We start from the raw sequence: 14868 nt of genomic DNA on the forward strand, positions 1-14868 counted from the left end.
TCAATGAACTTGGTTTAGTCAATATTGAACATGTTGTGACAGGGCATGTGTTCAGCACTTACGCTGAATGGAAATGTACATGAGCCGTATACGAGGTCCGTACGTACGGTTCTGTGAGAGGGATGAGGCGGCGACGCCTCACCCTACTCGATGTCTGTAAGTGGGGTCTTTGAGTTAGAAGAGCTTGTCTCTCCTGCTAGGTGGTATACTGTTGATATTACATGTGTGATTGCCGAACTCTGCTTATATGTAGAGGGTGAAAGGCAGCATTGGAGCATGCGTGACAATAACTGGAGCCTATTGTGTCTGATCCGTCTAAAACAAACCTGTCTGAAAAATTGTTTGCCCCTCGACAAACATCCAAAGAAACATCCAATTTAGTCAAGTTGGCCAATGTGGTTGATACCCCTGTTCATAATGCACTGGATGGTGATAGTGAAACAGGATGGTATCGAGTGTTACGCCGTCCGCAATGGGCATGGCAGGGTATTGATCCGATAGAAATGGAGGCGATTTTTTCCCGATTAGCGAACTCTACCGCTCCTCGTACACGTGACGATCAGCTTGATACGGTGATTGGCTATAAACCGGGTAACTGGGTCTATGAATGGTGTCAGTCTGGTGCGATGTACCAAAAAACCGCCCGTGAATTGCTAAATAATGGTAAAAATAAAGAAGCGGCGGCTCAACTGCTAATGGCGAGTATGTACTACAGCATTGGGGCATACCCGCATCTGAAAGGCGATGATCTTGCGGCTCAGGCTGAAGTTCAGGCGAACAAAGCTTACCGTGAGGCAATGGACAATCTGCCGCATCAGATGCGTACCATTGATGTGAAGTATGACAATAAGACATTTCAAGCCTTCATTCACCTGCCGTGTACCGACAAACTGTTGCCAACGGTGATTGTGAGTGGTGGGCTGGAAACGCTTCAGTCTGATTTATGGCGCTTATACCACGAATATTTAGGTCCTGCCGGATTTGCCATGATCACCCTAGATATGCCATCAGTGGGCCACAGCAGTGCTTGGTCATTGACTGAGGATACCAGCCGTTTGCATCAGGCATTACTACAACAAGTGAAAGAGATTCCTTGGGTGGATCATACTCGGGTGGCGATGCTGGGGCTGCGCTTTGGTGGTAATGCAGCGATACGGCTTGGCTTCCTTGAACCGTCACGACTGAAAACGTGCATCAGTGTGGGTGGGGTTATTCATAGTGCATTGGCCGATCCTAAACGGCTTGATGCTATGCCGCGGATGTACCTTGACATGATCGCTTCACGGATGGGTAAGCATGGGGTGTCGAAAACCAGTCTTATTTCCCATTTACCGGCTTGGTCATTAAAACTGCAGGGTTTAGTTGGCCGGCGTAAACTGGATATACCGATGTTAGGCATCGGTTTAAAAGGCGATCCGGTTTGCAGTGAATTTGATAATCAGCTGATTGCGATGTCAAGTCGAGGAGGCAAGGCGGTTTTATTACCCGAAAAACCCCTGCATGATGGCTATCATCGCGCCATGTTAACCGTTGTCGAATGGTTGAAGGAAAAATTGGTCTAGCTTTTATTCAACCGGTTGATTATTACGATCAATGTAAATAAAATGTTGCTATAGACATGATTTATGGCTTAAATGGAATATACGAAACGGATTGTCAATAATTGTGCCGTTTCCAAGCCGACTACTTGGCCGTCAATCAACCAGACGCGCGAGTAGATGACGTATCGCTAGGGATGGAGATTGATTATGACGACAGAAACAACCTTTCCACCACACGGGCGCCTGATGACTAAACTGACAGCGTTAGGTCCTTATCTGCGCCAGTTACAGTCATCAGAGGGTTACTTTTTCTTTGACTGTCTCTCAAGCTGTATTAGTGCCAAGAAATCACCAGAAGACCGTGAATTTTGGGGGTGGTGGTTGACGATGGAGAAAACGAATAACGGTTTTGAATATCAATATAACTTTGGTCGTTATAATGATGCTGGTGAGTGGGTAAAAGATGCGCTACCAGCCAAGCATGAGAAGGCAGTGTTGCAAACTCTCGATGATTTTTACCCTAAATTAAAGGGTTTGTTACACGATGAGTTCAAGCTGACATTAACTGCAGCTAAATCACTGCAAGAGCCTGAGTTGGGTAGTGCCGCTTAATCAATCCTTACTATTTAGTTGAAGAAAAATGCGCCTAATTGGCGCATTTTTCTTGTGATTTAATAAGGGTATTGATACAACATCTGTCTATTTCGCATTTTTTGATTGATCCCAATGGCAGAGACAAATTCCCTAAATGTACAGAAGATAAACATGGCTGGTACACAGGCTGCGCAACATGCCCAAGCGCTCGTCCATTCTTCGCAAACTATTGTCGTTAAGTTAGGTACCAGTGTATTGACTGGCGGCACCCTTAAGTTGAATCGTGCTCACATGGTTGAACTGGTTCGACAGTGCGCATTGCTACGCCAACAAGGACACAAGGTGATTATTGTGACCTCGGGGGCAATTGCTGCCGGTCGTCAACATTTAGGATACCCCGAACTGCCCAAAACGATGGCGAGCAAGCAGCTACTGGCTGCTGTTGGCCAGAGTCGTTTGATCCAAGAATGGGAAAGCTTGTTTGGTATCTATGGGTTGAATGTCGGTCAGATGCTACTGACGCGCGCTGATCTTGATGACCGTGAACGTTACCTAAATGCCCGTGACATGATTGTTGCCTTGCTTGATAACGGTATTATTCCCGTTGTTAATGAGAATGATGCGGTGGCGACCACAGAGATCAAAGTGGGTGACAACGATAACCTGTCGGCCTTAGTCGGGATATTAGCCGGGGCAGATAAACTCCTGCTGCTTACTGACCAGCCTGGTCTGTTTACCGCTGATCCGCGTAATAATCCAGATGCAGAATTGATCCGTGAAGTGCACACCATTGATGAGACCTTGCGTAAAATTGCGGGTGGCAGTGTCGGTGGCCTAGGTACCGGTGGTATGGCAACCAAGCTCCAGGCGGCAGATGTTGCTCGTCGCGCCGGCATTGAAGTGATCATTGCCGCAGGCAGTCGTCCTGATGTGGTTGCTGATCTGGCAAAAGGTGAATCAGTGGGGACTCGTTTTCTGCCTTTAGAGTCACCGCTAGAAAGTCGTAAGCGCTGGATCCTTGCCGGTCCTCCACCAGCAGGGGATATCGTTATTGACGATGGTGCCGCCGCTGCGGTTCAACTGCGAGGCAGTAGCCTGTTGTCAAAAGGGATCACTGCCGTAAAAGGTAATTTTGAACGTGGTGAAGTTGCACGTATTTATAATACTAAAGGTGAACTCTTAGCACGTGGTATCAGCCGTTACTCCAGCAACGATCTGTTAAAGATTGCAGGTAAGCATAGCAAGGATATTTATCAGGTACTTGGTTATGAGTATGGTCATGTGGCAGTTCACCGTGACGACTTGGTCGTTATTTAACGAGAATGGACACCGTTTGTAAGGAACAAAGTAATGAATCTTGAACTGATGGGCCAAGCCGCGCAACAGGCTGCGTTTGAATTGGCAACAGCAGCGACGAAGCAAAAGAATTTGGCTCTGGCTATTATTGCCGATGAGCTCGAAGCCAACGAAGCCGCTATTTTGGCCGCGAATGAAAAAGATATCTCAGCAGCCAAAGAATCAGGTATGAGCGATGCATTGGTCGATCGCCTGTTGTTAAATACCGAGCGTTTGGCAGGGATCGCGAATGATGTTCGTAATGTAATTGGTCTCAATGATCCCGTCGGTGCAGAACTAGACAGTAAGGTGCTGGAAAACGGTATGCGTCTTAGCCGCCGTCGAGTACCTCTGGGTGTCGTGGGCGTGATCTATGAAGCTCGCCCTAATGTGACCATTGATATCGCAGCACTCTGCTTGAAAACGGGTAATGCGAGTATTCTGCGTGGTGGCCGTGAAACCTTCCATTCCAATATGGAACTGGTGAAAGTGATCCAATCAGCGCTGGAAAAAGCAGATCTGCCAGCAGCATCAGTGCAGTACATTGAAAAGCCGGACCGTGATTTGGTCTCCCAGCTACTGAAATTGGATCAGTACGTCGATATGATCATTCCGCGTGGTGGTGCAGGCTTGCATAAAATGTGTAAGGAAAACAGCACCATTCCCGTGATCATTGGTGGCTTTGGTATCAGCCATATCTATGTTGATGCAACCGCAGATCTTTCACGCTCACTGGATGTCGTAGAAAACGCTAAAGTACAGCGTCCTTCAGCCTGTAATGCCCTTGATACCCTGCTGGTTAACGAGAGAGTGGCAGAAGCCTTTTTACCTCGTCTTGCAGAGCGTCTTAACCTTAATAAAGTCGCATTTGTTGCCGATGAAGCTGCTTATGATCTGCTAGAAGGTAAAGCATCCAACCTGCGTAAAGTTGAAGACGGTGATTTCGATACCGAATGGCTAAGCTATACCCTAGGGATCAAAATTGTCAAAGATGTAGAAGAAGCCGTAGCGCATATGCGTAAGCATAACGCCAGCCATTCCGATGCTATTATGACCAATGATATCCATGCTGCCGAGCGTTTTGTCAATGCTGCAGGTTCCGCCGCTGTGTATGTAAATGCGTCCACCCGCTTTACCGATGGCGCACAATTTGGCCTAGGCGCAGAAGTCGCAGTATCAACCCAGAAACTCCATGCCCGAGGTCCAATGGGGCTGGAAGAGCTGACGAGCTACAAATGGGTGGGCATCGCTGACTACCTTTCCCGCGCTTAACGGTTGTTGCGTTGCGAGATATTCACGATACCTGCAAAGTGCTCATTTACGAGCAGTAGGGGAGAGGAACGAGGAAAAGAAGGGACGAGTTTCGAGATAAAAGCGGTAAAGCTATTTCAGGCAAGATGAAAATACTTGATATTTTCTTCTTATATTTCATTTTGCCGAACCTCGAACCTCGAACCTCGAACCTCGAACCTCGAACCTCATATCTTTTGCTCTTCCTAGTCCCTCGTTCCTTGCTCTCCGCTCTTTCTCGGAGCGAAGAGATACTCGCCACTCGTCCCTTTATGCGCTATTTCTCATCACGTTTGATGTTTTGATCATTGATGGCTTGCTTCTTGATCAGATCATCCAACTCTTGTTCGCGTTGGTTTTTCTCATGAGTGCCTTTGATTTTTCCACGATAACCAAATTTCATGTGGGCGGTGTATTTCAATGCGGCGATATTACTGACGATCACCGCGACCACGATGAAACTGATCACCCAAGGGTTGAATAGCCATTCCATTTACACCTCACCGATATTCGCAATGTACCTATTATAGAGGTTATCAAGGTTTGCCAAGATGTGCGACTTTCCCGCAATATCACTGTGGCTAAGTGTGTTGTTGAGCAAGTCGGGGGAAAGCTGCGTCAGTAAGTCACAGCTGATAGGGAAATAACTGATATGCCAGGGTTCACAGGCAACGCCTTGGCGATCTTCTGCGTAGGGCAGGTAGAAACCATATTCGTGCATATGTTGATGGAGCCATTGGGCAAAGGCATGTTGATGACCACCGATCTCATATTCCCATGGCTCTAATTGTAAAGTGGTGCCTTCAGGTAAGTTGTTAGCGGCGTACACATCGACATCGGTGCCCCAGTGATGGCGGCTGGCACCGGGTAGAGCAGACCAGCGCAGGATGGCACAAATCTTTTCAAGCTCGGTTAAGGTATTGGGATCTAACGGTTGGCTATTACTGTCTAGAATCGGGCGTTGGCCCGTGAATTTATTGTTCCAAATCCACAGTTGGCGGTCGAATGGGCGAAAGGCGCTGGCCAGTTTCATGTCAAAACCAGCGGCTTTTGCCGCTGCTTGCAGCGCACGGATTGCCGGGGCCATGTCTTGATGTACCTGTTGACCGGTATCCGGGTTAATGACTACAAGGTGGCTGGTATCTTGACCAGTCAGTTGCCCGGCGCTATGTGGCCGGGCTGAGGTTGGGTGGATAAGCATTAAAGCACTTTTTCCAATACTTTTTGATACATGTCGGTCAACTTTTCCAAGTCAGCGACCTTCACGCATTCATTGACTTTGTGGATGGTGGCATTAACCGGGCCGAGTTCGATAACTTGCGCCCCGGTACGGGCGATGAAACGGCCATCTGATGTGCCACCGGTTGTGAGTAGCTCCGGTGCTTTGTGGTTGACCTCTTCAATGGCGCTGATCACGGCGTTAAGTAAACTGCCTTTATCTGTCAGAAACGGATGGCCACTGAATGTCCAGTTTAGCTCATACTCAAGACCGTGGGCGTCCAGTACAGAGTGGACTTTGCGCTTGATATCATCAACGGTCAACTCGGTACTGAAGCGGAAGTTGAACTGAACGTGGAATTCTCCCGGAATGACATTGGACGCCCCCGTGCCTGCTGACAGGTTCGCGATCTGAAAGCTGGTGGGCGGGAAGTATGCATTACCGTTATCCCAGGTTGTTGCGGCCAGCTCGGCAAGAGCGGGCATGGCACGGTGCACCGGATTATCGGCTAAGTGTGGATAGGCAACATGGCCTTGGATGCCTTTGACGATGACGTCGCCTGTGATGGAGCCACGCCGTCCGTTTTTTACCACATCACCCACGGTCAGGGTGCTGGAGGGTTCGCCAACAATGCACATGTCGATTTTTTCGTTACGTGCTTCTAAGGTGTCGATCACTCGAGTGGTCCCGTTAATGAACGGACCTTCTTCATCGGAGGTGATCAACAGCGCAATCGAACCTTGATGATCCGGGTGTTCGGCAAGGAAGCGCTCAATCGCGACAATCATGCAGGCCAGTGAGCCTTTCATATCTGCCGCGCCACGGCCATGCAGATACCCATCAATGATGGTTGGCTCAAAAGGTGGGGTATGCCAATGCCCCAGATTACCGGCTGGAACAACATCGGTATGGCCGGCAAATACAAACAGCGGCGCTTCAGTACCACGGCGTGCCCAGAGATTGGTGGTGTCTTCGAACACCATGGTTTCAACGCTAAAGCCGAGTTGTTTCAGACGTGAAATCATCACATCCTGGCAGCCTGCGTCTTCGGGTGTGATCGACTGGCGGCTGATAAAGTCTTTCGCCAGCGCGATGACCGGACTATCTGACATCCTTGTATCCTTCATTAACGAGTGTGGAAAATTTCTTGGTATTGGGCTGGCTTAAAGCCAAGGTAGTAGCTACCGTTGTGCTCCAGCAGTGGACGCTTGATCATTGCAGGATATTCGAGCATAAGCGTCATCGCCGACTGCTGATCAAGACCGGCTTTTTGCTCGTCACTGAGCTGGCGGAAGGTGGTGCCACGCTTGTTAACCATGGCTTCCCAGCCAAGCGCTGCTTCAAATTGCTCTAGCATTTCGCGGCTAAGGCCATCGGTACGGTAATCGTGGAAGGTGTAGCTAATGTTTTCGGTATCCAGCCATTTCTTCATCTTCTTGATGGTGTCGCAATTTTTAATGCCGTAAGTGATCGTACTCATGATTGTTTTAGACTGACTTATAGTATGTGAATTGAGTTCCCCCTTTATAGCGGGAATGAGTAGGGTTCGCAATGGGATCAATACGGATGGGTTATTCAAGCTGAATGTTATATCTGGAATGATAATTGTATGACTTTTCAAGGTGTTGATTATTTGTTACTTTTTCTTTTTCAAGATGAAGAATCAACCATTGTTGTGATCCCCCTCACCTAAACGCATTTACCTGACGGCAAAATCGTGCCTCATTTTGATCAAACTCAACATCCCTTTTGCAGAAGTCGGAATAATGAAACTCTCATTTTATGGAGGTCTCAATGGAATTGAATCCGGTTTTTGCTCGTCGTCTTTATCTTGCTTTATTGGTTGAACAGCTCGAGCGTCCCAACGTTCCGAAATTGATTGAAATTACGGGATGGCCACGACGTACCATTCAGGATGTATTAAAAGCATTGCCGGGGTTTGGCATCGAATTGGCTTTTGTTCAGGACGGTAAGCGCCATAATGATGGCTATTACCAGTTGAGCGACTGGGGACCTTTTGATGTGCAGTGGGTTGAATCCCGCGAAAAGGACATCATTTCATCTGTCTCTTGCTAATAAAAAACCGCAGTGATGCGGTTTTTTATTGCTTATTGCTCAGGGCATCGGTAGGCATTACCTATCAAGGTCACCGATGTACTGAAGACGGGTGGGGGGTACAGAGATAGTGTATTGGCACCTGCCTGTGATGATTGATTACGTAGTTGGTTGATGGCACCGATTGTCAGATCATGATCGCTGATAAACCAAAAGTTATACCAAGTGCCTTGTGAGCCGACAAAGGTTCCTCGTCTTTCACAGGTATTTATAGCATCCCGAGTATCCCAGGTGACAATCACTGCTTGCGCTTCTGGGGCGAGTGGCGTGGTACTACAACCCGAAAGAATAATTCCGACCAGAGTTAATATCCCTATCTTAATGGTATTCATTACTGTCCCTGCATCTCCAGATAAAGTACGGTCGCGGCCGTTCGTGATTTGACCTGCAATTTTTTGAGTAGGCTTTTCATATGTACCTTTACTGTTGCTTCAGAAATAAACAGATCATCGGCAATTTGTTTATTTCGGTAACCGCGAGCGACTTCTTTCAGGATCTGCATTTCTCGGTCTGTCAGGGTATCAAATAATGAATCCTGATCAGTATTACTGGTTAGGTACTCCCGTACTAACTCACTGTAGGCTTTGCCCCCCTGCAAAGCTTGCTTGAGTAGGCTTATAAGTTGATCGGGCTCAGTATCTTTTAGCAGATAACCATCCGCGCCGGCATTGATCAGTGCTTTGATGTCCGAGCGGCTATCAGAGACAGTGAGCACCACAATTCGGCCTTGAACACCTTCTATCCGCATCGCGTTGAGCGTGTCGAGCCCAGACATCCCTTTCATGTTGAGATCTAGCAAGATCAGATCAGGTTCTTTTTCAAGCGCCAGTTGCACCGCATCAGCACCATTGCTGGCTTCGCCAACCATCTCAAAGTCACTTTCCAGGCTAAGAAGCTGACTGATCCCCCGCCGCATCAGCGGGTGGTCATCAACAATCATTATTTTCCAACACGTCATAATTCGTATCCTTGAGGTGCTGGCTGAAAGTGCAGAATGACTTCGCAGCCGCCACCTTGGGCAGTAATAATATCCAGTGTGCCGTGCAGGCGCGATGCCCGCTCGGTCATAATTGCTAGGCCGTAGTGATTGAGCTTTTCCTCGGCCGGGTTAAATCCATCCCCATCATCTTTGATACTGATCGTTACATTATTCCCATCTTGTTGGCAAGACACGAGGATTTCATCCGCATGAGCATGCTTAATCGCATTGAGTACCGCTTCTCTGATCAACTGAAGTAAGTGTACTTGATGATGAGCATCTAAATTTAGTGATGACAGATGGTTATCGATAATTATCAGGGCATTGGTCTGATCTTCGAGTGGTTTTAGCATTTCGATCAGTGCTTCACCTAAATTCGCTTCCTTTATTGTCAGGCGGAAAGTACTCAAGAGTTCACGAAGTTGGGTATAAGCCCCTGATAACCCCTGATCGATATCACCGATAATGGCCATTGCCCCCTTTTGGTCATTATCACTGAGCTGGCGCTTGAGTAATGTGACTTGAATTTTTAGGTACGACAAGGATTGAGCTAATGAATCATGCAGCTCTCTCGCAATCGTAGCACGCTCTTCCATCAGTAATAATTGTTCAGCTTGTTTTTGTGCTCGGTTGTAATAGATCCCTCGGGCGAGGATACGGCTAATATTCTCGATAAGGTTTTGATCCGGGCAGGGAAGGGTATATTGCCACCAAAGCTGCCCCTGGATCTGGCCATCCATCTCTAAATCCTGATAGTGCCAGTTGTCCCCCTCCGGGGTTCCTGAGGTGATCTCAGTGTTAGCGCCGTTGGCTTCTTCTATGATGAGTTTCGTTGCGGTTAGCCCTTCGATAGCCAGTAAGGTATCAAGCATGGTGGAGAAGTTTTTGGCACTCAGGCGACTTTCCGTGAGCTCTTGTGAACAGTCATAGAGTACCTGCAATGAGTCATTGGCTTGGCGTAAGCGACGTGTTTTTTCATGAACTGATATTTCAAGATTGCGATACAGCTTACCCAGTTCAGCAGCCATGGTTGAAAAGGTGCTGGCAAGTATACCGAGTTCATTATCGCTTTTTAGGTTGAGATTGAGATCAAATTGACCGTTTTGGATCTGTTCGCTGGCGATAACCAGCTGGTTCAAGGGGCTAACAATTTTCCGTTGGGTGAAATGAATGGTGAACAACGCGACGATCAAAATCAGCCCCAGCCCCAGCCCGCCAACAATTGACAGGATCTGCAGTTTGATAATGGAAAACTCTTGTAGCTCATAAACAAATTGGTCAATGCGATCAACAAAGCGAGCCACCTCGGTGAGAAACTGTTGTTCATTGCCGTTATAAAGCAAGGGGTGAAGATCCTCCCATCGTTCGATGAGCTTGTAGTAATGCAGTTTGATATCAGTGGGAACTGTCCAGTGTTCAAGGGCTGTCATTGACGGGGAAAATAGTGATTGTTCAAATGAATCTAGGTGTTCACTCAGTTGGGGAGAATGCGTTTGGATATCGTATGCAAGCCGATAGCTTTGCATTCGTAATGATCCAGAAACATTGACCGCTTCGGCGTCATTGAGGCTGGATGCAAGTGTGAGTAAGGCAAAGCTGGTGGTCACAACGGATAGTAGCAAGATTGCGAACATCGCTCTTGCTATTGTGGTCGTTACGGGCTTGAGAGGCCGATTTTGCACGTATTACCCTTATAAGTTGTTGGTGATTTGTTATACAAATGAGGCGGTAGGTATTGTTTGTGCCGTATAGTGTGAGGTTTGTCATTTAAATTTATTGATCCAAAACAAACTACGCCCCTAATTAGCCCTTACTGGGTATTTAAGCATTTGTGACTATATTTACACTAACCATATAAAAAGATGAATAGTTATTAATGATTGGTCTTCGTTGTGTTTTGTTTTACTGCTTTTAGCAATTAATACCGATGAATGTTACTGGTCTGAAATATTTGATTAATGCGCCTTTACTAAGGGATGAGTCAATGTTTGATCGCTCCCGCCGTCGATTACTGACACAGCGTCCACAGCCAGATGCTCAACGAATGCCTTGGGTTGTTGCTGACGAACTATTTACCGATCAATGTACCCGTTGCAATAAGTGCATTGATGCCTGCGAGACTCACATCATAGCGAAAAGTGACGGCGGATTCCCCGCTGTCGATTTTCATCGTGGTGAATGCACGTTTTGCTACCGTTGCGCGCAAGCATGCCCGGAGTCGTTGTTCAACCCACAATCTGATCAGCCATGGTTATTACAGGCACAGGCAAATGAGAAATGCCTAGCGCAACAGAAGATAGAGTGCCGTAGCTGTAGTGATGCGTGTGAGGGACAGGCAATTCAATTCACACTTCAGGTGGGCGGGGTGGCAAAGCCAAATATTAATCCTGAAGCATGTACGGGTTGCGGCGCATGTGTGTCGCTATGCCCGATATCGGCAATCAGTATCGTGGCAGCCCCTAATCAAGAGAATCTGTAATGGCACTACAAGAAGTACACATATCGAGCCTGGTTGTTCATGTGAAGCCATCTTATTTGGTACAAGTGAAGTCGCAAATAGCGGCTATGCCCAATACTGAAATATACGGTGATAGCGAAGAGGGAAAGGTTGTCGTTGTTCTGGAAACAGAAAATCAGGGTTATGTGACTGACACAATTGATGAAATTAATAATTTAGAACACGTTTTAACGACGTTTTTAGTGTATCACCAAATTGAACACTTTGACTCGCAATCTGAGGATGACTCATGAAAATGACAAGACGCGCGTTTGTGAAAGCAAACGCCGCTGCATCGGCAGCAGCTGTGGCAGGGATCTCGCTGCCAGTATCAGCAACGAACTTAATTGTGAGTTCTGATGAAACCAAAATTAAGTGGGACAAAGCGCCTTGTCGATTTTGTGGTACGGGTTGTTCCGTATTGGTTGGCACACAGAAAGGCCGGGTGGTTGCGACTCAGGGCGATCCCGAAGCGCCAGTAAATAAGGGGCTGAACTGCATTAAAGGTTATTTTCTTTCAAAGATCATGTACGGCAAGGATCGTCTGCAAACCCCCATGTTGCGGATGAAAAATGGTCAATACGATAAAGACGGTGATTTTCAGCCAGTTTCTTGGGATCAGGCTTTTGATGTGATGGCTGAAAAATGGAAAGCCGCCCTGAAAAAGCAAGGCCCATCCGGTGTGGGGATGTTTGGTTCTGGTCAGTGGACCGTGATGGAAGGTTATGCCGCTTCCAAGATGATGAAAGCCGGTTTTCGTTCTAACAATATCGACCCTAATGCTCGCCATTGCATGGCATCAGCGGTTGTTGGCTTCATGCGTACCTTCGGTATCGATGAACCAATGGGCTGTTATGATGATTTCGAACATGCAGATTCATTCGTGCTATGGGGCTCAAACATGGCTGAGATGCACCCGGTATTGTGGACGCGTATCACGGATCGTCGCTTGAGTAATCCCCATGTCAAAGTGAACGTGCTGTCTACCTATTATCACCGCTCATTTGAATTGGCAGATAATGGCATGATTTTCGAGCCGCAGACCGATCTGGCGATTGCTAACTTTATTGCTAACTACATCATTCAAAATGATGCAGTGAACTGGGATTTTGTGAATAAGCATACCCACTTCAAGCGAGCAGAAACGGATATCGGTTATGGTCTGCGAGACGAGCACCCGTTACAGCAACAAGCCAAGCATGCTAATTCTGGTGCTATGCACCCGATGACTTTTGACGAATACAAAGCGTCGGTTGCTGAGTATACGGTTGAAAAAGCCTCTGAAATGTCTGGGGTTCCGCAAGACAAGCTGATTGAGATGGCGAAGCAGTATGCAGATCCAAACCGTAAGGTTATGTCACTGTGGACCATGGGCATGAACCAGCACACTCGCGGTGTTTGGATGAATAACCTGGTTTATAACATTCACTTATTAACCGGTAAGATTTCTCAACCGGGTAATAGCCCGTTCTCACTCACTGGTCAGCCATCGGCGTGTGGTACGGCACGTGAAGTGGGGACATTTGCTCACCGACTTCCTGCCGATATGGTGGTCGCGAACCCGAAACACCGCGCCATTGCCGAGAAAATTTGGAAGCTGCCTGAAGGTACGATTCCGCCGAAACCGGGCTTTCATGCCGTATTACAAGATCGGATGCTAAAAGACGGTAAGCTCAATGCGTATTGGGTGATGTGCAACAATAATATGCAGGCCGGTCCAAATATCAATGAAGAGCGTCTGCCTGGCTATCGTAACCCTGCGAACTTTATTGTCTGTTCAGATCCTTACCCGACAGCAACTGCTCAGGCGGCCGATTTGATTTTGCCAACGGCAATGTGGGTTGAGAAAGAAGGGGCGTACGGTAATGCTGAGCGTCGTACCCAAGTGTGGTATCAGCAAGTTGAAGCCCAAGGCGAGGCTAAATCTGACTTGTGGCAGATCATGGAGTTTTCAAAGCGCTTTACGGTGGAAGAAGTGTGGGGCGAAGAGCTACTGGCTAAAGCACCGCAATACCGCGGTAAGACTATGTATGACGTACTGTTTCGTAATGGTCAGGTGGATAAGTACCCGTTATCAGAAGCGCAGACACTTAACGATGATGCCAAAGCGCAAGGTTTCTATGTTCAGAAAGGCTTGTTTGAGGAATATGCAACGTTTGGCCGAGGGCATGGCCATGATTTGGCACCTTATGATCAGTATCACAAGGTAAGGGGGTTGCGTTGGCCTGTTGTGAACGGTAAGGAAACCCAGTGGCGCTTTGCAGGAGGTTTTGATCCGTATGTTCCTGCCGGTGAGAAATTCCGCTTTTATGGCCATAAAGATGGTAAAGCCAATATCATTTTTGCCCCGTTTGAGCCTGCACCGGAAGTGCCTGATAAAGAATATGACTTGTGGTTATGTACTGGCCGAGTGCTTGAACATTGGCATACGGGCACGATGACCCGACGTGTGCCTGAGCTGTACAAGGCGGTGCCGGATGCACTGTGTTATCTCCACCCAGATGATGCTAAGTCACGAGGCTTACGCCGTGGTGATGAGGTGTTGCTGGCATCGCGACGGGGTGAAGTACGTTGTCGCGTTGAAACGCGTGGCCGTAACCGCCCACCCGTGGGACTGGTTTTCGTCCCATTCTTTGATGCTCGCATTTTGGTCAACAAATTGATTTTGGATGCGACCGATCCGCTATCAAAGCAGACTGATTTCAAAAAGTGCCCGATTAACATCACTAAAGTATAAATATTCAATCTAATGATGAGCTTGGCTGCCAGATAAGGCGCTGGACAGCCAAACTCTGACCTGAATTTAGCCTGTAGGCGGAGAACATAATGAAACGACTAGTCTTAGCTGTCATGGCAATCGGTATGATGCTGGCCAGTGCCGTGCAAAGTGCAGAAGAATTGCATAATCCAGGTGGGATCGGCGGGCTGGAATCACTACGTGGTGCTAGCGAACTAGAAACAACCCGAGCGGCCGATCCGATGAAGCGCTACCCGCGCGATCAGGGGACGATTGATAGTGATTATGTCTATCAACCCCCCTTGATCCCCCATACGATCCGTAACTACGAAGTATCACAAAATGCGAATAAATGCTTGGCTTGCCACAGCTGGAAGAATGCCAACGAAATGGGGGCGACCAAGATCAGTGTGACTCATTACCAGTCGCCACGAGAGGGACAGGTGCTGTCAGATGTTTCACCAGCACGGTATTTTTGTTTGCAATGTCATGTCCCGCAGGCAGATGCCAAGCCATTAGTTGAAAATGATTTTCAGCGTGTTGATGCACTGCGCTAGTCAT

Annotated in this window: 16 protein-coding genes; 9 read left to right on the top strand and 7 right to left on the bottom strand. The window is 47.7% G+C overall.

Annotation, left to right across the window (positions count from 1 at the left end; translation table 11 throughout):
• The first annotated feature begins 302 nt into the window (after positions 1-302).
• The 4 genes from frsA to L4D12_RS18505 all read left to right on the top strand — a co-directional run bounded on the left by frsA (position 303) and on the right by L4D12_RS18505 (position 4742).
• Complete coding sequence (gene frsA, locus L4D12_RS18490) at positions 303-1562, top strand: esterase FrsA (protein WP_428449311.1); 1260 nt, start codon at positions 303-305, stop codon at positions 1560-1562.
• Positions 1563-1748: 186 nt separating this feature from the next.
• The gene (gene crl / locus L4D12_RS18495) at positions 1749-2153 is read left to right on the top strand and encodes a sigma factor-binding protein Crl (protein ID WP_428449312.1); all 405 of its coding nucleotides are present in this window, start codon (positions 1749-1751) and stop codon (positions 2151-2153) included.
• Positions 2154-2306: 153 nt separating this feature from the next.
• Positions 2307-3452: a glutamate 5-kinase gene (gene proB / locus L4D12_RS18500; protein WP_428449313.1), complete on the top strand. Its 1146-nt coding sequence runs from the start codon at positions 2307-2309 to the stop codon at positions 3450-3452.
• A gap of 33 nt (positions 3453-3485) precedes the next feature.
• On the top strand, positions 3486-4742 hold the full coding sequence (locus tag L4D12_RS18505) for a glutamate-5-semialdehyde dehydrogenase (protein WP_428449314.1): 1257 nt from the start codon (positions 3486-3488) through the stop codon (positions 4740-4742).
• 295 nt (positions 4743-5037) lie between these two features.
• On the opposite strand, the gene L4D12_RS18510 is transcribed toward L4D12_RS18505, so the two are convergent.
• Genes L4D12_RS18510 through L4D12_RS18525 form a run of 4 tightly spaced genes read right to left on the bottom strand, consistent with a single transcriptional unit; the run spans position 5038 to position 7459 of the window.
• Positions 5038-5253: a DUF2897 family protein gene (locus L4D12_RS18510; protein WP_428449315.1), complete on the bottom strand. Its 216-nt coding sequence runs from the start codon at positions 5251-5253 to the stop codon at positions 5038-5040.
• Positions 5254-5961, bottom strand: coding sequence for a M15 family metallopeptidase (locus tag L4D12_RS18515; RefSeq protein WP_428449316.1), 708 nt, complete (start codon positions 5959-5961; stop codon positions 5254-5256).
• Positions 5961-7091 carry a succinyl-diaminopimelate desuccinylase gene (gene dapE / locus L4D12_RS18520; protein WP_428449317.1) on the bottom strand — a complete coding sequence of 377 codons (1131 nt, stop codon included), beginning with the start codon at positions 7089-7091 and terminating at the stop codon, positions 5961-5963. The genes L4D12_RS18515 and dapE overlap by 1 nt, the downstream gene beginning before the upstream one ends.
• A gap of 14 nt (positions 7092-7105) precedes the next feature.
• Positions 7106-7459, bottom strand: a complete 354-nt coding sequence (locus tag L4D12_RS18525; RefSeq protein WP_428449318.1) for an ArsC family reductase — start codon at positions 7457-7459, stop codon at positions 7106-7108.
• A 314-nt stretch (positions 7460-7773) separates the two neighbouring features.
• Between L4D12_RS18525 and L4D12_RS18530 the strand changes: the two genes are divergently transcribed.
• Positions 7774-8055, top strand: a complete 282-nt coding sequence (locus tag L4D12_RS18530; RefSeq protein ID WP_428449319.1) for a winged helix-turn-helix domain-containing protein — start codon at positions 7774-7776, stop codon at positions 8053-8055.
• 32 nt (positions 8056-8087) lie between these two features.
• On the opposite strand, the gene L4D12_RS18535 is transcribed toward L4D12_RS18530, so the two are convergent.
• From L4D12_RS18535 to narQ, 3 genes are read right to left on the bottom strand one after another with little or no spacing between them, the layout of a single operon-like run.
• Entirely contained in the window at positions 8088-8426 is a 339-nt protein-coding gene (locus L4D12_RS18535; protein WP_428449320.1) for a DUF4156 domain-containing protein, read from the bottom strand.
• Positions 8426-9052 carry a response regulator gene (locus tag L4D12_RS18540; RefSeq protein WP_428449321.1) on the bottom strand — a complete coding sequence of 209 codons (627 nt, stop codon included), beginning with the start codon at positions 9050-9052 and terminating at the stop codon, positions 8426-8428. Before L4D12_RS18540 ends, L4D12_RS18535 begins: the two co-directional genes overlap by 1 nt.
• Complete coding sequence (narQ, locus tag L4D12_RS18545) at positions 9049-10755, bottom strand: nitrate/nitrite two-component system sensor histidine kinase NarQ (protein WP_428449322.1); 1707 nt, start codon at positions 10753-10755, stop codon at positions 9049-9051. Before narQ ends, L4D12_RS18540 begins: the two co-directional genes overlap by 4 nt.
• Positions 10756-11057: 302 nt before the next feature.
• Between narQ and napF the strand changes: the two genes are divergently transcribed.
• The 4 genes from napF to L4D12_RS18565 all read left to right on the top strand — a co-directional run bounded on the left by napF (position 11058) and on the right by L4D12_RS18565 (position 14864).
• Positions 11058-11552 carry a ferredoxin-type protein NapF gene (napF, locus tag L4D12_RS18550; RefSeq protein ID WP_428449323.1) on the top strand — a complete coding sequence of 165 codons (495 nt, stop codon included), beginning with the start codon at positions 11058-11060 and terminating at the stop codon, positions 11550-11552.
• Positions 11552-11824: a chaperone NapD gene (locus L4D12_RS18555; protein WP_428449324.1), complete on the top strand. Its 273-nt coding sequence runs from the start codon at positions 11552-11554 to the stop codon at positions 11822-11824. Before napF ends, L4D12_RS18555 begins: the two co-directional genes overlap by 1 nt.
• Positions 11821-14307, top strand: coding sequence for a periplasmic nitrate reductase subunit alpha (napA, locus tag L4D12_RS18560; protein WP_428449325.1), 2487 nt, complete (start codon positions 11821-11823; stop codon positions 14305-14307). Before L4D12_RS18555 ends, napA begins: the two co-directional genes overlap by 4 nt.
• A 113-nt stretch (positions 14308-14420) precedes the next feature.
• Entirely contained in the window at positions 14421-14864 is a 444-nt protein-coding gene (locus L4D12_RS18565) for a nitrate reductase cytochrome c-type subunit (RefSeq protein WP_428449385.1), read from the top strand.
• Positions 14865-14868: the final 4 nt, after the last annotated feature.

Origin of the sequence: Photobacterium nomapromontoriensis (assembly GCF_050336815.1) — a bacterium.
Classification (GTDB): Bacteria; Pseudomonadota; Gammaproteobacteria; order Enterobacterales; family Vibrionaceae; genus Photobacterium; species Photobacterium nomapromontoriensis.